Source organism: Dyella soli (assembly GCF_054482295.1).
This window is the reverse complement of sequence record NZ_JBTFFU010000002.1, coordinates 600,965-620,672: the sequence shown is the minus strand read 5'-3', so window position 1 is coordinate 620,672 and position 19,708 is coordinate 600,965. Positions and strand designations below refer to the sequence as shown.

Annotated in this window: 17 protein-coding genes; 10 read left to right on the top strand and 7 right to left on the bottom strand. The window is 67.4% G+C overall.

The window, feature by feature from the left end; all coding sequences use genetic code 11:
- Window positions 1–110 precede the first annotated feature (110 nt).
- Together ACXU4B_RS13215 and ACXU4B_RS13210 are read left to right on the top strand one after the other, a co-directional pair.
- Window positions 111–584, top strand: coding sequence for a GNAT family N-acetyltransferase (locus ACXU4B_RS13215; RefSeq protein WP_131411782.1), 474 nt, complete (start codon window positions 111–113; stop codon window positions 582–584).
- A 65-nt stretch (window positions 585–649) separates the two neighbouring features.
- Complete coding sequence (locus ACXU4B_RS13210) at window positions 650–1,372, top strand: DUF899 family protein (protein ID WP_131411784.1); 723 nt, start codon at window positions 650–652, stop codon at window positions 1,370–1,372.
- Here ACXU4B_RS13210 and ACXU4B_RS13205 read toward each other — a convergent pair.
- A complete protein-coding gene (locus tag ACXU4B_RS13205; protein WP_131411786.1) occupies window positions 1,369–1,770 on the bottom strand; it encodes an ester cyclase in 402 nt (133 codons plus the stop codon). The genes ACXU4B_RS13210 and ACXU4B_RS13205 overlap by 4 nt on opposite strands.
- A gap of 225 nt (window positions 1,771–1,995) precedes the next feature.
- Window positions 1,996–2,760: a SapC family protein gene (locus tag ACXU4B_RS13200; protein WP_131411788.1), complete on the bottom strand. Its 765-nt coding sequence runs from the start codon at window positions 2,758–2,760 to the stop codon at window positions 1,996–1,998.
- A gap of 255 nt (window positions 2,761–3,015) precedes the next feature.
- On the opposite strand from ACXU4B_RS13200, the gene ACXU4B_RS13195 reads away from it, so the two are divergent.
- Window positions 3,016–3,618: an HNH endonuclease gene (locus ACXU4B_RS13195; RefSeq protein WP_131411790.1), complete on the top strand. Its 603-nt coding sequence runs from the start codon at window positions 3,016–3,018 to the stop codon at window positions 3,616–3,618.
- 6 nt (window positions 3,619–3,624) lie between these two features.
- Here ACXU4B_RS13195 and ACXU4B_RS13190 read toward each other — a convergent pair whose 3' ends face one another.
- Entirely contained in the window at window positions 3,625–4,047 is a 423-nt protein-coding gene (locus ACXU4B_RS13190; protein ID WP_131411792.1) for a low affinity iron permease family protein, read from the bottom strand.
- Window positions 4,048–4,190: 143 nt separating this feature from the next.
- On the opposite strand from ACXU4B_RS13190, the gene dxs reads away from it, so the two are divergent.
- Window positions 4,191–6,083 carry a 1-deoxy-D-xylulose-5-phosphate synthase gene (gene dxs, locus ACXU4B_RS13185; protein WP_131411794.1) on the top strand — a complete coding sequence of 631 codons (1,893 nt, stop codon included), beginning with the start codon at window positions 4,191–4,193 and terminating at the stop codon, window positions 6,081–6,083.
- Between the two features lie 60 nt (window positions 6,084–6,143).
- Here dxs and prmC read toward each other — a convergent pair whose 3' ends face one another.
- The 3 genes from prmC to ACXU4B_RS13170 form a co-directional block, all read right to left on the bottom strand.
- Window positions 6,144–6,971: a peptide chain release factor N(5)-glutamine methyltransferase gene (gene prmC, locus ACXU4B_RS13180; protein WP_131411796.1), complete on the bottom strand. Its 828-nt coding sequence runs from the start codon at window positions 6,969–6,971 to the stop codon at window positions 6,144–6,146.
- Window positions 6,972–7,080: 109 nt separating this feature from the next.
- Window positions 7,081–8,757, bottom strand: coding sequence for an FAD-dependent oxidoreductase (locus ACXU4B_RS13175; RefSeq protein WP_131411798.1), 1,677 nt, complete (start codon window positions 8,755–8,757; stop codon window positions 7,081–7,083).
- A gap of 129 nt (window positions 8,758–8,886) precedes the next feature.
- Entirely contained in the window at window positions 8,887–9,807 is a 921-nt protein-coding gene (locus ACXU4B_RS13170) for a LysR family transcriptional regulator (RefSeq protein WP_131411800.1), read from the bottom strand.
- A 121-nt stretch (window positions 9,808–9,928) separates the two neighbouring features.
- On the opposite strand from ACXU4B_RS13170, the gene ACXU4B_RS13165 reads away from it, so the two are divergent.
- The 6 genes from ACXU4B_RS13165 (at window position 9,929) to ACXU4B_RS13140 (ending at window position 15,592) form a co-directional block, all read left to right on the top strand.
- A complete protein-coding gene (locus ACXU4B_RS13165; RefSeq protein WP_131411802.1) occupies window positions 9,929–11,158 on the top strand; it encodes an acyl-CoA dehydrogenase family protein in 1,230 nt (409 codons plus the stop codon).
- Complete coding sequence (locus ACXU4B_RS13160; RefSeq protein WP_131411804.1) at window positions 11,155–12,225, top strand: phosphotransferase family protein; 1,071 nt, start codon at window positions 11,155–11,157, stop codon at window positions 12,223–12,225. Before ACXU4B_RS13165 ends, ACXU4B_RS13160 begins: the two co-directional genes overlap by 4 nt.
- A 3-nt stretch (window positions 12,226–12,228) precedes the next feature.
- Window positions 12,229–12,918 (top strand): histidine phosphatase family protein, encoded by a 690-nt coding sequence (locus tag ACXU4B_RS13155; RefSeq protein WP_131411806.1) that lies wholly within the window; start codon window positions 12,229–12,231, stop codon window positions 12,916–12,918.
- Window positions 12,919–12,984: 66 nt separating this feature from the next.
- Window positions 12,985–13,755, top strand: a complete 771-nt coding sequence (locus tag ACXU4B_RS13150) for an SDR family oxidoreductase (RefSeq protein WP_131411808.1) — start codon at window positions 12,985–12,987, stop codon at window positions 13,753–13,755.
- Window positions 13,756–13,770: 15 nt separating this feature from the next.
- Window positions 13,771–14,559: an SDR family oxidoreductase gene (locus ACXU4B_RS13145; RefSeq protein ID WP_131411810.1), complete on the top strand. Its 789-nt coding sequence runs from the start codon at window positions 13,771–13,773 to the stop codon at window positions 14,557–14,559.
- A 16-nt stretch (window positions 14,560–14,575) separates the two neighbouring features.
- Window positions 14,576–15,592 carry an NADP-dependent oxidoreductase gene (locus ACXU4B_RS13140; RefSeq protein WP_131411812.1) on the top strand — a complete coding sequence of 339 codons (1,017 nt, stop codon included), beginning with the start codon at window positions 14,576–14,578 and terminating at the stop codon, window positions 15,590–15,592.
- 54 nt (window positions 15,593–15,646) lie between these two features.
- Here the strand turns inward: ACXU4B_RS13140 and ACXU4B_RS13135 are convergent, their stop codons facing one another.
- Window positions 15,647–19,609, bottom strand: a complete 3,963-nt coding sequence (locus tag ACXU4B_RS13135; RefSeq protein WP_458910892.1) for a hypothetical protein — start codon at window positions 19,607–19,609, stop codon at window positions 15,647–15,649.
- Between the last annotated feature and the right edge of the window lie 99 nt (window positions 19,610–19,708).

Here is a 19,708-nt window from a genome sequence, read left to right as displayed (position 1 = left end):
CGGCAACAGCCCTCCCCGCCACGGGGAGGGCCCGGCGTGCGCGGGGACTACCGCCGCAACGGGCCAGGGTGTAGAAACGGCAAACCTCTCTCGCTGTCCGGTTTGCCCGCATGAGCGACGCCACGTACCTGATCCGTCTGGCCGAAGACGACGACGACTTCATCCTCGGCCTGGTGCCCCGATTCGTGGACTTTGCGCTGCCACCGTGGCGGCGGCGGCATGAGTGCATCGAGGGCATCCGCAACGAACTGCTGCGGCATCTCGAAGACCAGCCGGCCAACAGCTTCCTGTTCGTGGCCGAGGACGGCGACGGCGAGCCGGTCGGCTTCGTCCACCTGCAAAAGACCCAGGATTTCTTCACCGGCCGCAGCAATTGCCATATCTCCGACCTCGCCGTGGCCAAGCAGCAGGAAGGCCGCGGCGTCGGCCGCGCCCTGCTCGAACATGCCGAGACATGGGCGCGGGAGCACCGCTGCCAGCTGGTGACGCTCGCGGTGTTCCCGGGCAACGAACGCGCCCGCGCGATCTACGAGAGCGCGGGCTATGCCGCGGACCTGGTGCGACTGGCCAAGCCCGTCCACTGATCGGCGGTGACGCATGGGGGGCGCTGGCCGTGGCGTGCATGGCCTTGTCGCCATGGGAGACAGCCATGAACCAGCCGCTGCATGCCGTGCGATTCCCGGAAGAGAGCAGCGCCTACCGCACCGCGCGCGATCGACTGCTGCGGGCCGAAATGGAGCTGCGTCGGCAAATCGAGGCCACCGCCGCCCTGCGGCGCGCGTTGCCGCTGGGTGGGCGGGTACCGGTGGACTACCTGTTCGACGACGAGGGCGAGACGCCCGTCGACACCGACATCGAGCGGCAGGTACGCCTGTCGGACCTGTTCGAAGACGGCAAGGACAGCCTGGTCATCTACAGCTACATGTTCGGCCCGAGCATGGCCCAGCCCTGCCCGTCCTGCTCGTCCATCCTCGATGCGCTCGACGGCGAGATACCCCACCTGTCCCAACGCACCAACGTGGCGGTGGTGGCGAAGTCCCCCATCCAGCGCATCCGCCACTTCGCCCGCGAACGCGGATGGCGGCACCTGCACCTGCTGTCGTCGGCGCACAACACCTACAGCACGGACTACCACGGCGAATCGGCGGATGGACGGCAGTTGCCCGCGCTCAATGTGTTCCTGCGGCGCGACGGCCACATCCACCACACCTGGAGCAGCGAGCTGATGTTCGTCTCGCCCGAGCCGGGGCAGGATCCACGGCATGTCGACGCCATCTGGCCATTGTGGAGCGTGCTCGACCTCACTCCCGAGGGGCGCAGCGTCGACTGGCGGCCCAGTCTCGACTACGACCGGGGCGACGCCGCGGCCTAGGGCGGCGTCAAGTCCATCTGGCGGAACATCGACGCGCTGTCGCGTGCCCCCCAGCGCCGCTCGATGTGACCTTCTTTCACCACGAACCATTCCATCGCGACCAGCTGGTAGTCCTTCCCGGTCACGGCTCCACCGCGGAACGGCGCGACGGAGCGCCCGCGCTCGGTATAGCGCACGACCACCGTGTCACCTTCGGCCACCATCGCGTCCACCTCCAGGCTCACCTGGAAACAGCGCATGAGGTCACTCCAGATCGGCCTGGCGATATCCAGGCCGCCCCAGCCCAGCGCGCCGTGGATCAGCGCATCCGGCGCAAACGCCGCGCAGACGGCGTCGAGGTCGGCCCGGTTGAACGCATCGACATAGGCAAGCACGACACGCTTGTTCTGCTCCGACATGCAGCTGCCCCTTCCAGGAAACCGCGCCGGCGTCGGCGACCATGCGGCCAGGCACGACGGGGAGAGCGCGGGACACCAGCATATCCCCCGCACGTACGAAATTTGTGAGGACGGCCGCAGGCCTGCAAGGCCGCGGGAACCGCCGGGCCATCTCGCCGACACCCCGGGCGCAGGGCGCGCCCAGGGGAACGTCGCGGCATCCGCGGATGCCGCGACGTGGATGGATCAGTTCACCGCGGCGGGGGTCGGTTCTTCGGTCCGCTCGCGCTGGCTGAGACGTGCCGACACGCGCTCGATATTGCTCAGCGACAGCAGGTGCGCGTAGATCCAGCCGAACACGCCCTCGTGCAGGAATTCCTTCGCGGTCTTCTCGTCCAGCTCGCGCAGGCGATCTTCGCTGACCACGAACAGGCCGGTGAGATTGATGGACTTGCCATCCTTCTCCAGGCGGATGTTGCGCGGCTCGAGCAGGTTGTGCTTGACCAGCTGCGACATGAACCACTGAGTGCGGCCGATGTGCTGCTGGTACTCGCCGAGGAACTTCACGGCGTTGCTGAGCAGCTCGGTCTCGCTGCCGTCTTCCTTGAACAGACGGTCGCCTTCGTCGGCGCCGAAGCCTTCGTAGCCTTCGTCGAAGAACACGGTGAAGTCGTCGCCTTCCTGGCCCGGCGGCTTTTCAGCCAGCACGAACGGATAGCGGCGCACGAAAGCCGGGATGTAGACGTTCTGTTCCCACTGGCCCCGTTCGTTGACGAACAGGTTCTCGTTCTGGCGCAGGCCCAGCAGCGCCATCGGACCGGCGGTCTCGGGCGTCTCGCCACCGAACAGGATGGGCAGGTCGCGCGCGGCGGAGGGGAATTCCACGCCGGTGAGCGGCACCGAGTGCACCGTGCCCGCGAACTTCAGGCTCTGGATGGGCTTGATGCGCAGGTCTTTGTGTTCGGTGCGGTTGAGCGGAACAGGACGCTCGTAGAAAAGTACTTCAGCCACGTTTACTACCTCTCCCCTGCCGTGCCGGGGTCGCCACCCAGGCTCCCCCTCCCAAACCCGGCCCCGGGTCTACAGATGAACGATCACTATATCAGCGCCCGGGGCCCTCGCGAACACCCCTCCTCACGGCGGGTTCTCCCTTCACGGACAACCATTTGCGTGTGTTCTGTAATGGAATTGGTCTATGCTGGCCCCGCTACACGCAACTTCGCAGCGCCCGAACGTTCATCCGCCTTGGTTGAAGGACGATTTTGCATGCTGATGGAAGTACCTGGCCGCGTTGTCGACCTTCATTCGACCCGCGTGCTTTCGCTGGATGCCGCTGGCCGCATTCTTGACTGGATCAGTTGGCAGGAGGCGGTTTGCCTCTACGTCCGTGATGCCGTCGCCTGGACCCTGGGTGACCCCTGCCTCACCGTGCATGGCGGGCATAACCGCGCCAGTGGCCAGCAGAGCAGGCTGTCGCTGCACCCCATCATCGCCAGTACCGGCCATTGCCGCGACCACGCGATCGATCCGGCGCCCGCGCTGACCAACTCCGCCCTGTTTGCCCGTGACCGCTACCTGTGCCTGTATTGCGGCGAACGCTTCAGTCGCGGCGAGCTCACGCGCGACCACGTGCTGCCCATTTCCAAGCATGGCAAGGACACCTGGGAGAACGTGGTCTGCGCCTGCCTGGCCTGCAATCTGAAGAAGAGCAACCGTACGCCGCAGCAGGCCAACATGCCGCTGCTGGCCGTGCCCTACCGACCCAGCTGGGTGGAGCACCTGATCCTCTCCAACCGCAATATCCTGGCCGACCAGATGGAGTTCCTGGTCAACCACCTGCCGCGCGACCGCCGGCCGCACATGGCGTGAGGCCGGCTAGGTCGGCGGCGCCGCGACCGGCCTCTTCAGCTCCCGCTCGAGATCGACCAGCACGCTGTCCGCCGCTTCGTGGGCAAGCCTGCAGTAGAGCTTGCGTATGTGCTCGAGCGAGGCCTCGTCGAGCTCTTCGAGGTTGAGCAGCGCGTTGTGCGCGGCCGAACTGCGGATCAGCTCGTCGAGCTTGATCTGCAAGGCCGCGGTGTCGCGGTTCTGCGTGTTCTGGATCAGGAACACCATCAGGAAGGTGACGATCGTGGTGCCGGTATTGATCACCAGCTGCCAGGTATCGCCGAAATGAAACATCGGGCCGGTCACGGCCCAGGCCACGACCACCGCGACGGCGAGGACGAAGGTCAGAGGCCGCCCTGAACAGCGCGCCACCGCTTCGGCGAAACGCTGGAATGCCTTGCTGGTGCTCATGGGGACGATCCTGAATGAAGGCCACGCCCGAGCCTCGCGCCGGCCGTGTCTGCACCGCGTGGAGACGCCCCCGGACGGTTCAGCCCGCAAGTTTTCACCTGGCCGCCCTTGCCCCGCCCTGCCGCTCGGCCAACAATACGCTGATGAACGACCTTTCCCGCTTTCCCCACCTGGCGCCCATCGAGACGCCTGCCGACCTGCGCCGTGTACCCGATGAGGAGCTGCCCGCCGTCGCCGACGAGCTGCGCCAGTACCTGATCGAGGCGGTCGCCAGTTCCGGCGGCCACTTCGGCGCGGGCCTGGGTGTGGTGGAACTGACCGTGGCGCTGCACCACGTGTTCGACACGCCCACCGACCGGCTGGTGTGGGACGTGGGCCACCAGTGCTACCCGCACAAGATCCTCACCGGGCGTCGCGACCGCATCACCTCGATCAAGAAGAAGGATGGCCTGGCGCCGTTCCCGCGCCGCGAGGAGAGCGAGTACGACACCTTTGGCGTCGGCCATTCGTCCACCTCGATCTCGGCTGCGCTGGGCATGGCCATCGCCGCACAGCGCAAGGGCGATCCGCGCAAGTTCGTGGCGGTGATCGGCGACGGCGCGATGACCGCCGGCATGGCCTTCGAGGCGCTGAACCACGGTGGCGACGTGGAGCCGAACATGCTGGTCGTGTTCAACGACAACGGCATGTCGATCAGCGAGAACGTGGGCGCACTGACCAAGATGGCGGCGCGCGCCATGAGCAGCCGCCGGCTCAATGCCCTGCGCGAACGGGCCAAGCGGGCGATTCCGAAGCAGTCGCTGTTCGGGCGCTTCTTCAAGCGCTGGGAAGAGCATGCCAAGGGTATGTTCGTGCCGAGCACGCTGTTCGAGGAGCTGGGCTTCCACTACACCGGCCCGATCGACGGCCACAACATCCACCAGTTGCTCGCCGCGCTGCGCACGGTCAAGGACCTGCCGGGCCCGCAACTGCTGCACGTGATCACCACCAAAGGCAAGGGCTATGCCCCGGCCGAACAGGCGCAGATCGAATACCACGCCGTGGGCCCGTTCGACCCTCAGGCCGGCCTGGTGAAGAAATCCGCGCCGTCCAAGCCCACCTACACCGACATCTTCAGCGACTGGCTGTGCGACATGGCCGCCGCGGACGATCGCCTGCTCGGCATCACGCCGGCCATGCGCGAGGGCTCCGGGCTGGTGCGCTTTTCCAGGGAATATCCGCAACGCTATTTCGACGTGGCCATCGCCGAGCAGCATGCAGTGACGCTGGCCGCCGGCATGGCCTGCGAAGGCGCCAAGCCGGTGGTGGCGATCTACTCCACCTTCCTGCAACGCGCCTACGACCAGGCCATCCATGATGTGGCGCTGCAGAACCTCGACGTGACGTTCGCCATCGACCGCGCCGGCGTGGTCGGCCCGGACGGCGCGACGCACTCGGGCAGCTTCGATCTTTCCTTCCTGCGCTGCCTGCCGAACATGGTGATCATGGCGCCGGCGGACGAGAACGAGTGCCGCATGATGCTGAGCACCGGCTTCCATTACTCAGGCCCGGCCGCCGTACGCTACCCGCGCGGCACGGGTCCGGGCGTGCCGCTACGCCAGGAGCTGGACACGCTGCCGATCGGCCGTGCCGAGCTGCGCCGACGCGGCCGTGGCCTGGCGCTGCTCAGCTTTGGCGCGATGCTGGCGCCGGCCACCGAGATCGCCGCCGAACTGGACGCCACCCTCGTCAACATGCGCTTCGTGAAGCCGCTGGACGAGGCGATGATCCTCGAGCTGGCGAAGACCCACGAGGCGTTCGTCACGCTGGAAGACAACGCCATTGCCGGCGGTGCCGGCAGCGGCGTGGCCGAGTGCCTGGCGGCGCACGGCGTGGTCAAGCCGATCCTGCACCTGGGCCTGCCCGATGCCTACCTGGAACACGGCAGCCGCGAGGAAGTGCTGACCATGGCCGGCCTGGACCTGCCCAGCATCCGCAACGCCATCCGGGCACGCTTCCCGCAGCTGGCCGCTGCCCATGTGGCGAGCGCCGGCTGAGGCGCTCGCATCGATGCGGCCGGCCGGCGGGACGCGCAACCGCGACGCCGCCGCCCTGCCCTAGCGCTGGTACCTGCCGCCGCTGACGCGGTCGCGGCCTTCCAGGTCCTGCGCGGTGAATACCTCGCGATAGCCGGCGCGCTCCAGCAAGCCACGCACGGCTGCGCCCTGGTTCCAGCCATGCTCCATCATCAGCCAGCCGTCGCCGGCGAGCCGCGTGCGCGCGTCGTCAACGATGCGGCGGATGTCATCCAGTCCGTCCGCTCCCGATGCCAGCGCACTCGCCGGTTCAAAGCGCAGGTCGCCCTGGCCCAGGTGCGGATCGCCCGCTTCGATATAGGGCGGGTTGGACACGATGAGATCGAAACGGCGGTCGCCCAGCGGCGCCAGCCAGTCGCCGTGCAGGAAGGTGACGTTGGCGATGCGCAGGCGCTGCGCATTGCGCTGCGCGACGTCGAGCGCAGCGCTGCTCGCGTCCGTCGCCACGACCTGGGCGCGCGGTCGTTCGCGCGCGATCGCGAGCGCAATGGCACCGCTGCCGGTGCCCAGGTCCGCCACCTGCGCCGTGGTCGCCTGCGGTAGCCGGTCCAGCGCCAGCTCGACCAGCAGTTCCGTTTCATGGCGTGGAATCAGCGTTGCCGGCGTCACCTCCAGTTCCAGCGACCAGAAGCCACGACGCCCGGTGAGATACGCCAGCGGCTCGCCCGCACGCCTTCGCTGCACCAGGGCATCGAAGGCGCTGGCATGCGTTGCATCCAGGGCATCGTCGGCATGCGCAATCAGCCAGCTGCGCGGCTTGTCCAGCACGTGCACCAACAGCAGCTCCGCCTCCAGCCGGTCGCCGACCAGGAGTGCGGCCTCGCCCAATGCCTGCCGCACGTCAGCCACGCGACGCGCTTCCGGCGATCAGGCAACGGTGCGCGGCGCGCAAGGACCAGGGCAGCATGAACGGTTCCGACGGCAAGGGGCTATCAGTGTAGATCGAACACGCCGTGCCTCAGCAGTTCTCGGGATGCAGGTAGTGATGCACGGCCTGGACCACGACGGAGCCTTCGCCCACGCTGGAAGCCACGCGCTTCACCGAACCCGAGCGCACGTCGCCCACGGCATAGATGCCCGGCTTGGTGGTGGCGAACGGCGACTCCAGCGGCACGCCATCGGCGCCGCGACCGGTCAGCACGAAGCCCTTGCCATCGAGTTCGAGGCAGCCTTCGAGCCAGTCCGTATTGGGCTCGGCACCGATCATCACGAACATGTTGCTGATCTCGCGCGTGGTCAGTTCACCGGTGTCGCGGTGGCGCCAGGTGACGCGCCGCAGGCGCTCGTCCCCCTCGAGCCCGACGATTTCGCTGCGCGTGTGCAGGGTGATCTCGGCCGACTGCGCGATGCGCTGGACCAGATAGTCGGACATGGTGGCCGCCAGCCCCTGCGAGCGCACCAGCACATGCACGTGCGCCGCGATGCGCGACAGGAACACCGCAGCCTGTCCGGCCGAATTGCCGCCGCCCACCACGACCACCTCCTCGTTCGCGCAGAGCTGGCCTTCCATGGCGGTGGCGGCGTAATGGATGCCCGCGCCCTCGAAACGCGCATAGCCCGGCACGGCGAGCTTGCGGTAGCGCGCACCGGTGGCCACGATCACGGCTCTGGCCGAAATGGCCTGGCCATCATCGAGCTTCAGCTGATAGGGCTGCACCGAGCAGTCGAGGTGGGTGGCATGGCGCGAGATGGCCATGCGGGCGCCGAACTTCTGCGCCTGCGCCTGCGCACGACCGGCCAGCGCCTGGCCCGAAATGCCGGTGGGAAATCCCAAGTAGTTCTCGATCTTCGACGACGTGCCGGCCTGCCCGCCCGGAGCCATCCCTTCGACCACGATGGTGGACAGGCCTTCGGACGCGGCATAGACCGCGGCGGCCAGCCCGGCCGGCCCGGCGCCCACCACCGCCACGTCGTAGACATGGGTCGGATCGATCGATTCGGTCAGTCCCAGTTCGTCGGCCAGTTCGGAGGTGGTCGGGTTCTGCAGAAAGCAGTGCTCCGGACAGATCACCACCGGCAGCTGCTCGAGGCGCAGCTGGAAGCACTCGATGAAACCGTCTGCCTGCGGATCGATTTCCGTGTCGATGAGCCGATGCGGATAACCGTTGCGCACCAGGAAACGCTCCAGCCGCAAGGTGTCCGCACTGTGCCCGGGCCCCACCAGCACGACGCCGCCATAGCCCAGGCGGATCAGCCCGACGCGCCGCAGGATGAAGGCCCGCATGATGATTTCACTGATGTCCGCCTCGGCGGCGACCATGCGGCGGAACTGCTCCGAGCGCACGCGCACCACCTTGCTGTCGCAGGCAGCGCGCGCCGACGCCAGGATGCTGCGCGTGTTGAACAGGTTCATCTCGCCGCTGAACTGTCGCGCGGCGTGGATGGTGATGACGTTCGGATGGCCGTCCTTGTCCACGTCGAATACTTCGACCAGCCCATCGAGGACGAGGAAGAAATCGGAACCTCGCTGCCCACGCTGGAACAGCACCGTGCCGGCCGGCACGTCCTCCTCCTCGCCGTAGGCGGCAATGCGCTGCACCATCGCCTGGCTCAGGCGCGGAAACATCTGCTCCTTGCGCAGGCGCGGATCGGTGGGGTCGTAGACGGCCTCGGGCGGTGGCGACAGATCCGACATGCAAGACACCTCGTCGTGAGTACCCGGCAGTTTCCGGGCCGGGCTGATTGTGCGCCGGGTGCACGTCGCGGCCAGGTGCAGGGCAGCGCGATCGAAGCATCGTGCGCAGGCCTCCGTGTCCGGGGCAAGTCAACGCGACGACGGCACCATGGCCTGGCTCACCGCGGTGACAAGGCGTTCACGAAACCAGTGATGCGCCTGGTCGTCGTCCTTCGAATCGTGCCAGTAGGCGAGGATCGGAACATCCTTGAGCCTGATCGGCAATGGACAGAACGTGATGGGCAGCAGGCCGGCGAGATGGCTCGCATACGCGTGCGGCACGGTCAGCAGCAGGTCGCTCGCCGCGGCGATCTGGCAGGCCGAAAAGTAGTGCTGGCAGACCAGGCGCACTTCACGAAACATGCCGGCCTGCCCGAGCAGCAGGTCCAGCGCGCTGGACTCTCCCAACGGTGAGACGGCGACATGCTCGGCCGCAAGATAGTCGGCGCGCCGCAACTGCCGCGCCATGGGGTGCTTCCGGCGCATCGCCACGACCAGCGAATCGGTCACCAGCGATCGTCGCGAAATGCGCGGTCCTGCGCGCAACGGCCGGTCCACGGCCAGGTCCAGTGCACCGGTCAGCAGTTCACGCTCCACCTCGTCGGCGGCGACGCGCCGGCTGACCACGCGCACGCCCGGCGCGTCGCGTTCGATGCCGGCCATCAGCGACGGCAGGGCAATCGACTCGAGGATGTCGCGAAAGCCGATGACGAACTCCATCCGCAACTGCGACGGGTCGAACTTCGGCTGCGCGTGGGTGCTGGCCAACAGCCCCTTCAGGTGGGCCTGCACCGCCGGCATCATCGCGCGGACCTTCTCGGTGGGCAGCAGGCGGTTTCCCTGCCGCACGAACAATGGGTCACCCAGATGATCGCGCAGGCGACGCAGGGCATGCGTCACCGCGGGCTGGGTCAGGTGCAGCGCGCGCGCCGCCGCGCTGACGCCGCCATGGCTATGGATGGCGTCCAGCACGCGGAACAGGTTGAGGTCGATGCGACGGTCGCGTTCCATGGGCTCTCCTGCGGCGTGGCGGCCAAGGCCATTCATTTTTCTAATGTACTGACATAAAGCATATTCATTTCACTAATCAGACGGCACAGGCGTAGGCTGCGTCGGAACCAGGAGAGCCGCCATGGACTTCGCCCCTTCCGAGCGCACGCAAGCGCTCACCGAACGCCTCGCCCGCTTCATGCGCGAAGAGGTCGTTCCGGCCGAGCCGGTATACGCCAGCCAGTTGTCGGGCAGCCCCGATCATCGCCAGTGGCGCCAGCCGGTGGTGATGGAACAACTCAAGGCGAAGGCGCGCGAGGCCGGCCTGTGGAACCTGTTCCTGCCCGACCTGCACGACGGCCCGCGGCTGGGCAATCTCGACTATGCCCCGCTGGCCGAGATCATGGGCCACTCCTTCATCGCGCCGGAGGTGTTCAACTGCAATGCGCCGGACAGCGGCAACATGGAGGTGCTGCATCGCTACGGTTCGCCGGCCCAGCGCGAACGCTGGCTGGAGCCGCTGCTGCGCGGCGAGATCCGCTCGGGCTTCGCCATGACCGAGCCGGACGTGGCCTCCTCCGACGCTACCAACATGCAGGCCACCGCCCGCGTGGAAGGCAACGAGGTCGTGCTTGACGGGCGCAAGTGGTGGACCACCGGCCTGGGCCACCCGCACTGCCGCTTCGTGATCTTCATGGGCCTGAGCGATCCGCAGGCCGAGCCGCATCGCCGGCACAGCATGGTGATTTGTCCGCTGGATGCGCCGGGCGTGCACATCGAACGGATGCTGCCGGTGTTCCATGACTACGACGAGCCGTCTGGACACGGCCAGGTGCGTTTCAGCCAGGTGCGCCTGCCACTGGACCACGTGATACTCGGCCCCGGTCGCGGCTTCGAGATCGCGCAGGGCCGCCTTGGCCCGGGACGCGTACACCACTGCATGCGTGCGCTGGGTGCCGCCGAGCGCGCCCTGTCGCTGTTGTGCCAACGGGCGCAGGCCCGCGTGGCGTTCGGCCAGCCGCTGCTGCAGCTGGGCGGGAATGCCGACATCGTGGCGAACCTGCGCATGGCCATCGAGCAGGCCCGCCTGCTGACCCTGAAGACGGCATGGACGCTGGATGCGCACGGCAGCAAGGCGGCGCTCAGCCTCATCTCGCAGATCAAGGTGGTGGTGCCGGCGGTAGCGCAACAGGCGGCGGACGCGGCCATCCAGATCCACGGCGGCGCCGGACTCACCGACGACGTCCCGCTGGCGCAGCTGTACGCCTATGCGCGCGTGCTGCGCCTCGCCGACGGCCCTGACGAAGTGCATCGCGCGGTGGTGGCCAAGCTGGAAGCCAGGGCGCAGCTCGCACGGGGGGCCGGCGCATGACCGCCCTTCACGACCAGGCCCGCGCGGTACGCGAGGAAGACGTCTTCGACCTGGCGCGCGTCGACGCCTTCCTGCGCGAGCACATGGACGGCCTCGCCGGCACGCCCGGCGTCGAGCAGTTTCCCGGCGGTGCTTCCAACCTCACCTACCTCATCCGTTACGCCAACCGCGAACTGGTGCTGCGTCGTCCGCCACCCGGTGCCAGGTCCGGGGCAGCGCACGACATGCTGCGCGAGGCACGCGTGATGGGCGCACTGAAGCCGAGCTATCCGTACGTGCCGGCGATCCTTGCGCGCTGCGACGACGAGCGTGTGATCGGGCAGGCTTTCTACGTGATGGAACGGCTCGACGGCATCATCCTGCGTCGCGACCTGCCTCCCGGACTCGGACTCGATCGCGCCGGCGTGCGCGCGCTGTGCCTGGGCTTCATCGACCGCCTGATCGAACTGCATCGCGTGGACATCCGCGGGACCGGCCTCGGCGACCTCGGCAAGGGCGCCGGCTACATCGCGCGGCAGGTCGCCGGCTGGAGCGAGCGGTGGCGACAGGCGGCCACTGACGGCTCCGATCCCTGCGACGACCTGCTTGCGTGGCTGGATGCCAACCAGCCACGCCAGGACAACGCCAGCTGCGTGATCCACAACGACTACCGCTTCGACAACGTCGTGCTTGATGCGGACGATCCGCTGCACATCATCGGCGTGCTCGACTGGGAGATGGCCACCATCGGCGATCCGCTGATGGACCTCGGCGGATCGCTGGCCTACTGGGTGCAGGCGGATGACGACCGCGTGTTCCAGTCGTTCCGTCGCCAGCCGACGCACGAAGACGGCATGCTCACCCGGCGCGAGGTGATCGCCTACTACGGCGAACGCAGCGGACTGGATGTCTCGCGCTTCGGCTTCTATGAAGTTTTCGGCCTGTTCCGGCTGATGGTGATCATCCAGCAGATCTACCGCCGCTTTGCGCTTGGCCAGACCACCAATGCGCAATTCGCCGGCTTCGGCGATGCCGCCCGTTACATGGGCGAGCGCTGCCGTCGCCTCGTACGTGCGGCGGATCACTAGGCCATGCGCGAACTGCTGCTGATCCGCCATGGCCAGGCCAGCTTCAGCGCCGAGGACTACGACCAGCTCTCGCCCATCGGCGAGCAACAATCGCAACTGCTTGGCCAGTGGCTGGCCGCCTGCGGACCCGCGCCCGACCTGGTGGCCATGGGTCCGCGCCGACGCCATCGCGACACCGCGGCATGGTGCACGCGGGCCGCTGGCCTCGACGCGCAACCCGTGGTGCTGCCCGGGCTGGACGAGGTCGACCACCACGAACTGCTGGCCCGCCTGCGCCCCGATCTCGAAGGCCCGGGCGCGCTGCGTGCCGAGCTGCGCCGTTCGGACGAGCCGCATCGTGCGTTCCAGCAGATCTTTGCCGAGGCGATCGCGCGCTGGGTCAGCGGCCGGCATGACCCCGACTACCGCCGCAGCTGGAGCGCATTTCGCGAAGAAGTACTCGACGCGCTGCGCCAGCTCGCCGACCATCCCGCGCAAACGACCTGGGCATTCACCTCCGGCGGCCCCATCGCGGTCATCGCCAGCAGCTTGCTGGAATCGCCCACCGCGCAGGCCTTCAGGCTCAGCTGGCCGCTGGTAAACACCGGCGTGACGCGACTGCGACTAGGCTCGCGCGGTGCGACGCTGCTGACCTACAACGCCTGGCCGCACCTGGAGCGGGCCGGTGATGCCGCGCTGGTGACACTGCGGTGAGCACGCTTCCATCAGCAAGAGCCTGCCAGTCCTTCCTGCATTTTCACTGACCCGCGAGCGCCGTCCATGAGCACACCCGCCACTTTCGACCTCACCGGCAAGATCGCCATCGTCACCGGCGCCAGCCGCGGCATCGGCGCCGAGATTGCCAGGCTGCTGGCGATGCACGGCGCGCACGTCGTCGTGTCCAGCCGCAAGCAGGTCGACTGCCAGGCCGTGGTCGACGACATCGTGACCAGCGGCGGCTCGGCCGAGGCCATCGCCTGCCACATCGGCGAGATGGAGCAGATCGACGCGCTCTACGCCAGGGTAGAACAGGCGCATGGCCGCCTGCACATCCTGGTCAACAACGCAGCGACCAACCCGTTCTTCGGCCACATCCTCGATACCGATCCTGCGGTGTTCCAGAAGACCGTGGACGTGAACATCCGTGGCTACTTCTACATGTCCACGCACGGTGCGCGCCTGATGGCGAGGAACGGGGGCGGCTCCATCGTCAACGTCGCCTCGGTGAACGGCGTGGTGCCCGGCGTGCAGCAGGGCATCTACTCGATCACCAAGGCGGCGGTGATTTCGATGACCAAGGCCTTCGCGGTGGAATGCGCCGAACTGGGCGTGCGCTGCAACGCGCTGCTGCCAGGGCTCACCGACACCAAGTTCGCCTCGGTGCTGGTCAACACGCCGGCCATCCTCAAGCAGGCGCTCGCCCATGTGCCGATGCGCCGGGTGGCGCAGCCGTCGGAAATGGCCGGCGCCGCGCTCTATCTCGCCTCTGACGCTGCGTCCTACACCACCGGTGCCGTGCTGAACGTCGATGGCGGCTATCTCTGTGTCTGATTCCGAGGATTGCTCATGACACCCATGATTTCTCCGCGCGCCGCCGGCAAGCGTGCCTTCATCACCGGCGCCGCGGGCGGCCTGGGCAGCGCCATTGCCCGCATGCTGGCGCGGCACGGCGCCTTGGTCTTCCTCACCGACCTCGATGGCGCCATGGCCGCCAGGCTGGCGGACGACATCAACCGCGAGCATGGCGCGTACGTGGCCTGGTCCGCCGCGCAGGACGTGCGCGACGAATCGAACTGGGAACGCACGCTCGCCGACGCCGCGCTGGCCATGGGCGGCCTGTCGGTGCTGGTCAACAACGCCGGCATTGGCTCACTGGGTGGCGTCGAACGCATCGAGCTGAAGGACTGGCGCCACGTCATGGGCGTCAACGTCGAAAGCGTGATGCTGGGCTGCAAGCATGCGATGCCGTACCTGCGCGATTCGCAGCCGGCCTCGATCATCAATATCTCGTCGCTGGCCGCCTTCAAGGTCGACCCGGACTACACCGCCTACAACACTTCGAAGGCCGCCGTGGCCATGCTGACCAAGTCGGTGGCCGTGGACTGTGCGCGGCAGAAGATCGACGTGCGCTGCAACTCCATCCATCCGGCCTTCATCCGCACCGGCATCGTCGAGCCGTTCTTCGATGCGCTGGGCGAAGAAGAAGCCATGCGCAAGCTGGTGCGCGGCATTCCCATGCATCGCCTGGGCGAACCCGACGACGTCGCCTATGCCGCGCTTTATCTTGCGTCCGATGAAAGCCGCTACGTGACTGCCGCTGAGCTCGTGCTCGATGGCGGCGCCCGCGCCGTCTGATCCCGGAGACCGACCCATGAGCCTCGTCAATCGCCAACTGCTGCTGCGGACCCGCCCCGAAGGCCTGGTGCGCCAGGAGAATTTCGAACTGCGCGAGCAGCCCGCGCCGGCACTCGCCGACGGCCAGGCGCTGGTACGCGTGCTGTATCTGTCAATGGACCCCACCAACCGCGTGTGGATGAGCGATGTCCCGCAATACATGCCGCCGGTGGCCATCGGCGAGGTGATGCGTAGCCTTGGCCTGGGGCGCGTGGTGGCATCGAAATCGTCGCGCTATGCCGTGGGCGACCTGGTGCAGGGACTGGTCGGCTGGCAGGACTACGCCGTGCTCGACGATGCGCGCGCCAAGGACTGGGTGAAGCTGCCGCCGAAACCGCCGGTGGCGCTGCCGACCCTGCTTGGTGCCTGCGGCTTCAGCGGCATCACCGCGTATTACGGCCTCACCGAGATTGCGCCGGTGCAGTCGGGCGAGACACTGGTGGTGTCGGCGGCAGCCGGTTCGGTCGGTTCCATTGCCGGCCAGATCGGCAAGCTGCGTGGTGCGCGCGTGGTCGGCATTGCCGGCGGACCGGACAAGTGCCGCCACCTGATCGAGGATCTCGGCTTCGATGCCGCCGTCGACTACAAGGCCGACCACTGGAAGCAGGCACTGGCCGAAGCCACTCCCGACGGCGTGCACGTGAACTTCGAGAATGTCGGTGGCCCGGTGATGCGCGCGGTGCTTTCACGCATGGTCAACGGCGGGCGGGTGGCGCTGTGCGGCCTGATCGCCAACTACGCCAGTGGCGGCAAGCCTGCCGACGACTACAGCGTGATCATCGTCAAGCGCCTTACCGTACGCGGCTTCCTCGCCTTCGACTATCAGGATCAGCAGCGCGCGGTGCAGGAACTGGTGGGCTGGGTGCTCAGCGGCAAGATCAAGGCCGGCGAAACCGTGGCGCACGGATTGGAAAATGCACCGCTGGTGCTCAATCGCCTGTTCGACGGCAGCCACACCGGCAAGCTGGTGCTGAAGGTGGCGGACGATCACTGAGCTTTCTTGCTGGAAATGAAAAAGGCGCCGCGGTTCGCCGCGGCGCCTTTCTTGTTACTCCGCCGGCTGGGGCATCGGCGGCGGTTCGACGGACTTGGGTTTGCGCTTGCGCCAGTAACCGCCGTGACTCCACGCATCAAAGCCCCAGCGCACCCAGCCGATCAACGCATTGGCCAGCCATAACGCCCAGGCCAGCATGGCGATCTTGTAGACCCACAGCGAGACGCTGAACACACCACCTTGCGGCAAGGCGCTGTCTGCCTGGTCCGCGAACCAGTTGAGCGTAGGCACGGCGGAATGATTGCCCTCCACGTGCATGTCAGGCATGCCAAGCAATCCCTTTGGCACGGCAGTGATCAACACGATGATCGCGACCAGCGTCACCCCGGCCAGCGCCACCTGCAGCACGTTGAACCATGTGCCGTATCGCTCCGACAGCACATGGCGCGCGCGCAGACCCAGCAGGATCAGCCATGCCACCACCAGTGCGTACGCTCCCCACGCAAAGGCCGAGAAACCCAGGCCGAGCAGAAGCCAGTGCTGGAAACGCAGCGGCGTCGGCGCGTAGCGTGCCAGCAGCCATGCCGCCAGCAGCAGCACGACGAGCTGCGACCAGTACAACACCGCCGGTCCGTCCGTCGGCCCCCACGTCCACAATACCCAGCGATTGTCCGGCAGCACGTGGCTCAGCGTGATGTTGGCAGTCGGCGCATCCAGCGCGAATGCCGGCGTGCGGGTGATGACGCCAGCGCCCTGCGGTAGACGCAGCTTGATCACGTAGCGCGCCGACACGGGCATCAACGGCAGGCTGAGCTTGCCATCACGAATGGCCAGGCTCAGCTTGGTGTCGTCGCGTTGCGCGTCCAACAACTCGGCACCGGCAGGCACGGTGATCGCGTGCTCGCCACCGCGCATGGCGCGCATCGACAAGGTCAGCGTGGTTTCCGTGGCGCGATCACCAGCATGGCTCTCCACCGATACGTTGTCGAACGCCACCGTGTCACCTGCCACGCCCTTCGGCTTGGTGATCGCCACGTCAAGCGTTTCACCGGGCAGCGGCTGAAACAACAGCCCTTCGTCTTCGAGGTTTCCGGGCACGCCCTTGGTTTCCACGTGCCAGATCGGCGCCGACACCAGCAGCCAATGTTCGGCGCGATCGCCCAGCGCAGGGGCCGTGAGCGCAATGTGGTCGGTGCGATCGAGCCGGCTGCGCCACTCGATCGTGTCCTGGCCGTTGTTGAACGTGACGACCACATGGCCGTTCTGCACGCGCATGTCGTCACCCAGCGGGTGCTCGCCCGGGAGCAGCGGCAGCTCGATGCTGAAGCCGCCGGTCACCGGCGCCATGCGCTTCACTTCGCTGGTGACGTTCCACTCGTTGCCCAGTTCCAGCGAGCGCTTGATCCTCACGTAAGGCGGGAAGGTCTGCTCGATGGCGCTCAGCGTCTTGCCGTCGGCCGAGCTGAGCACGCGGTTGAGAGCGAGGCTGTCGCCGAGCAGCCGTCCTTCGTCCAGGCCATTGGCCGCCCAGCCTTCTCCGCGGAAGGTGACGTGCCGCGGAATCAGCGGGAAGTGCACCGTGCTGGTGTCCACCGGCGCGATGCGATAACGCAACGCGAGATGGTGCACGCCCGCATCGACCTTCACCAGCGTCGCGTCCGATCGACGCAGCAAGGCTGCGTCACGACCATCCTGCGATACCGACAGCAGTTGCAGGGCGTCGTCGCCCAGAGGCAATGGCACGGCCACCGCCGTGCCGGCATGGACTTCAAGATCGAGCGACAGCGCGTCACCGCCGACCTGGAACGCCGCCTGCGCCACTGACGCGCAATCAGGCGTGCAACGTGGCGCTTCGACCAGACGCGAACGCAACACGGCCAGCATGTCCTTGTCGGGCGTGGACTGGGCATGTGCACCGTGTGGCGCCAGCGACAACGCCAGCAAGGCTACGACACCGCCACCCAGCTTCCAGCCGCTGGCGCCCGATCGCGCAGGACGCAGCAGGTTGAGCGCCAGCCTGCCAAGCAAGGCCACCAGCAATGCCAGCGACACCACGCGCAACAGGCGCACCAGCCACGCGGGTGCGATGACCAGCCGCGCGGTCTGGTCGGGCGTGACGGGGCCGGACCAGCCAAGCCGATAGTTGTTGCCGTCGTCCCATCGGGGAATGCCGCGGCCTGCCTGCAATACGGCATGGGCGTCCAGCTCCTGCGAGAGAACGTCTGCGGGTGCGATGCGCGAACCCGTCACCGTGACGGTTTCCAGGCGCCTGGCTCGCTGTTCGTTGCCGTCCGCGTCCTGCAGCATGTCAGCGGGCTTGGCAACAGCAGGTGCCTGCGGAGCCGGCGCGGCGTTGCTCGACGCCTCCTCCTCCACAGCCATCGCCGACGGGGGCGGTGGTGGCGCGTGGTACACGCTCGCCTCTTCTTCCAATTGCGGGTGCAAGGCGTAGCTCATCTGTGTCGCGGCAAACGGCAATGCCCAAAGCGCTGCGACCAGCACCAGCACGCCCGCGGCAGTGCGCGAGACGATGCGCAAGCGCCCGTCGGGCAACACGCGCATCAGCAATGCAAGCGCCAGTGCCACCGCCAGCGTCCATCGCGGCGCGCCGTCCTCATGCAGCGAGAGCGCGAGGAAGCCCACCGCCGCCAGCGCCCACGGCCACCCAAGGTAGCGGCCAGCGAGCAGCGCAATCAAAGCCACCACGAAAAGGTCGAGCAGGCTCCATCGCGCAATCCACGAATCGGGCGACACGTCGGCGCCCGTCGCGCCCACGAGGCGATAGCCATGGGGCAGATGCAGCATGGCGTCGATGCCATCCAACGGCAGCTGCCAGCCACCGGCCGGCATGCTGCCGTGATCGGGCAGACGCAAGCCCGCGGAGAGGTCAAGTGAGGTCCGACGCACTTCGACGCCAACTGTCTTGCCAGCGGTGGTCACCAGCATCGGCATCTCGCCCTGCGAGGCGCGCAGCAATTGCCATGGCGCGGTCACGTCCAGACGCTGGCTGTGGCGCAGCTTGCCTTCCAGGTCGTCCACCGCTGTCAGGCCGCGCCCGTCGGCATCCAGCCACAGTTCGCGATGCAGGGTGATCTGATCGCCCTGGCCACCTTCGCCGGCACGCGTGCCCTGTTCCACGACAAGACCGTGCGCTTCATCGACCACGTAAGCCGGCAACCCGCGCCATTCGCCGGGCACGTCGGCCTGAGCGGCGTCGGTGGCCTCACCTTCCGCACGCGTGCTGCGCAGGGAGGGCTCGTCGGCGTAGCTCCAGATTTCCTGCGTGGGCCAGGGCGCAGCCGGCAGGCTTGTGCTCACCTTGGACAGCACGGAGCCGGCACGCGCGCCCAGCGAGATCGTCCACGTACCGGGACGAAGCTGCACGCGCAGGCGACCATCACCTTCCAGTTTCGCCGGCAGGTCGCCGGACAACGAGGTCGCCGTGAAGCCCTTGGGCAGCACCGGCCCAAGCACCTGCTCGCGCGCACTGCCGGTGACCTTGAACTCCAGCCTGGATTCGAGCAGCGCGGGCACGCCATCGGAGAGCTTGCGAAACACGCGCAGCGACAGCGCGTCGGCCACGCGTTGCGCGGCGGCGGCCTCGCCAAGCGTGAGCTGGAAACCGTTGCGCTCGATGCGGGAGACAGGGTTGCCGTCCAGCGTCAGCGTGACCAGTCCGATCGTTTCGGGCACCACCAGGCGCGGCGGCCGGTTGTCCCACGCCAGCACGCCGTGCAGCTCGTAGTCGCCCGGTTCGAGTTGCAGTGACGGGGTGCCGTTGCGATCCAGCACCACGACGGGCTTGCTGCCGGCCGTGACCTGCTGCGGCCAGTTGTGGCTGTCGCCAGGCAAGGCGATCCAGCTGCGGACATCCACGTGCACGGCGAAGGTGAAACGCGCGCCGTCTTTGCCAGCGTCAATCGCCAGCCTTCCCGGCCACGCGCACTCCTTTGCGGCACCGGTCCTGCCCTGGCTCACCAACACGGGGCATGCGTGCTGGGGTACGTCGTGCAACACCCACTCCTGCCAATCCTTCAGAGCCGGCGGTACTTCCTGCGCCATCACTGGCAAAACCATCAGAACCAAAGGCAACAACCATCCCCACGGACGACGCAT

What these genes read in the sequence shown, in the direction of transcription:
- ACXU4B_RS13215 (WP_131411782.1), top strand. Translation starts at nt 111, where the DNA reads ATGAGCGACGCCACGTACCTGATCCGTCTGGCCGAAGACGACGACGAC.
- ACXU4B_RS13210 (WP_131411784.1), top strand. Translation starts at nt 650, where the DNA reads ATGAACCAGCCGCTGCATGCCGTGCGATTCCCGGAAGAGAGCAGCGCC.
- ACXU4B_RS13205 (WP_131411786.1), bottom strand. Translation starts at nt 1,770, where the DNA reads ATGTCGGAGCAGAACAAGCGTGTCGTGCTTGCCTATGTCGATGCGTTC.
- ACXU4B_RS13195 (WP_131411790.1), top strand. Translation starts at nt 3,016, where the DNA reads ATGCTGATGGAAGTACCTGGCCGCGTTGTCGACCTTCATTCGACCCGC.
- ACXU4B_RS13190 (WP_131411792.1), bottom strand. Translation starts at nt 4,047, where the DNA reads ATGAGCACCAGCAAGGCATTCCAGCGTTTCGCCGAAGCGGTGGCGCGC.
- dxs (WP_131411794.1), top strand. Translation starts at nt 4,191, where the DNA reads ATGAACGACCTTTCCCGCTTTCCCCACCTGGCGCCCATCGAGACGCCT.
- ACXU4B_RS13175 (WP_131411798.1), bottom strand. Translation starts at nt 8,757, where the DNA reads ATGTCGGATCTGTCGCCACCGCCCGAGGCCGTCTACGACCCCACCGAT.
- ACXU4B_RS13170 (WP_131411800.1), bottom strand. Translation starts at nt 9,807, where the DNA reads ATGGAACGCGACCGTCGCATCGACCTCAACCTGTTCCGCGTGCTGGAC.
- ACXU4B_RS13165 (WP_131411802.1), top strand. Translation starts at nt 9,929, where the DNA reads ATGGACTTCGCCCCTTCCGAGCGCACGCAAGCGCTCACCGAACGCCTC.
- ACXU4B_RS13160 (WP_131411804.1), top strand. Translation starts at nt 11,155, where the DNA reads ATGACCGCCCTTCACGACCAGGCCCGCGCGGTACGCGAGGAAGACGTC.
- ACXU4B_RS13155 (WP_131411806.1), top strand. Translation starts at nt 12,229, where the DNA reads ATGCGCGAACTGCTGCTGATCCGCCATGGCCAGGCCAGCTTCAGCGCC.
- ACXU4B_RS13150 (WP_131411808.1), top strand. Translation starts at nt 12,985, where the DNA reads ATGAGCACACCCGCCACTTTCGACCTCACCGGCAAGATCGCCATCGTC.
- ACXU4B_RS13145 (WP_131411810.1), top strand. Translation starts at nt 13,771, where the DNA reads ATGACACCCATGATTTCTCCGCGCGCCGCCGGCAAGCGTGCCTTCATC.
- ACXU4B_RS13140 (WP_131411812.1), top strand. Translation starts at nt 14,576, where the DNA reads ATGAGCCTCGTCAATCGCCAACTGCTGCTGCGGACCCGCCCCGAAGGC.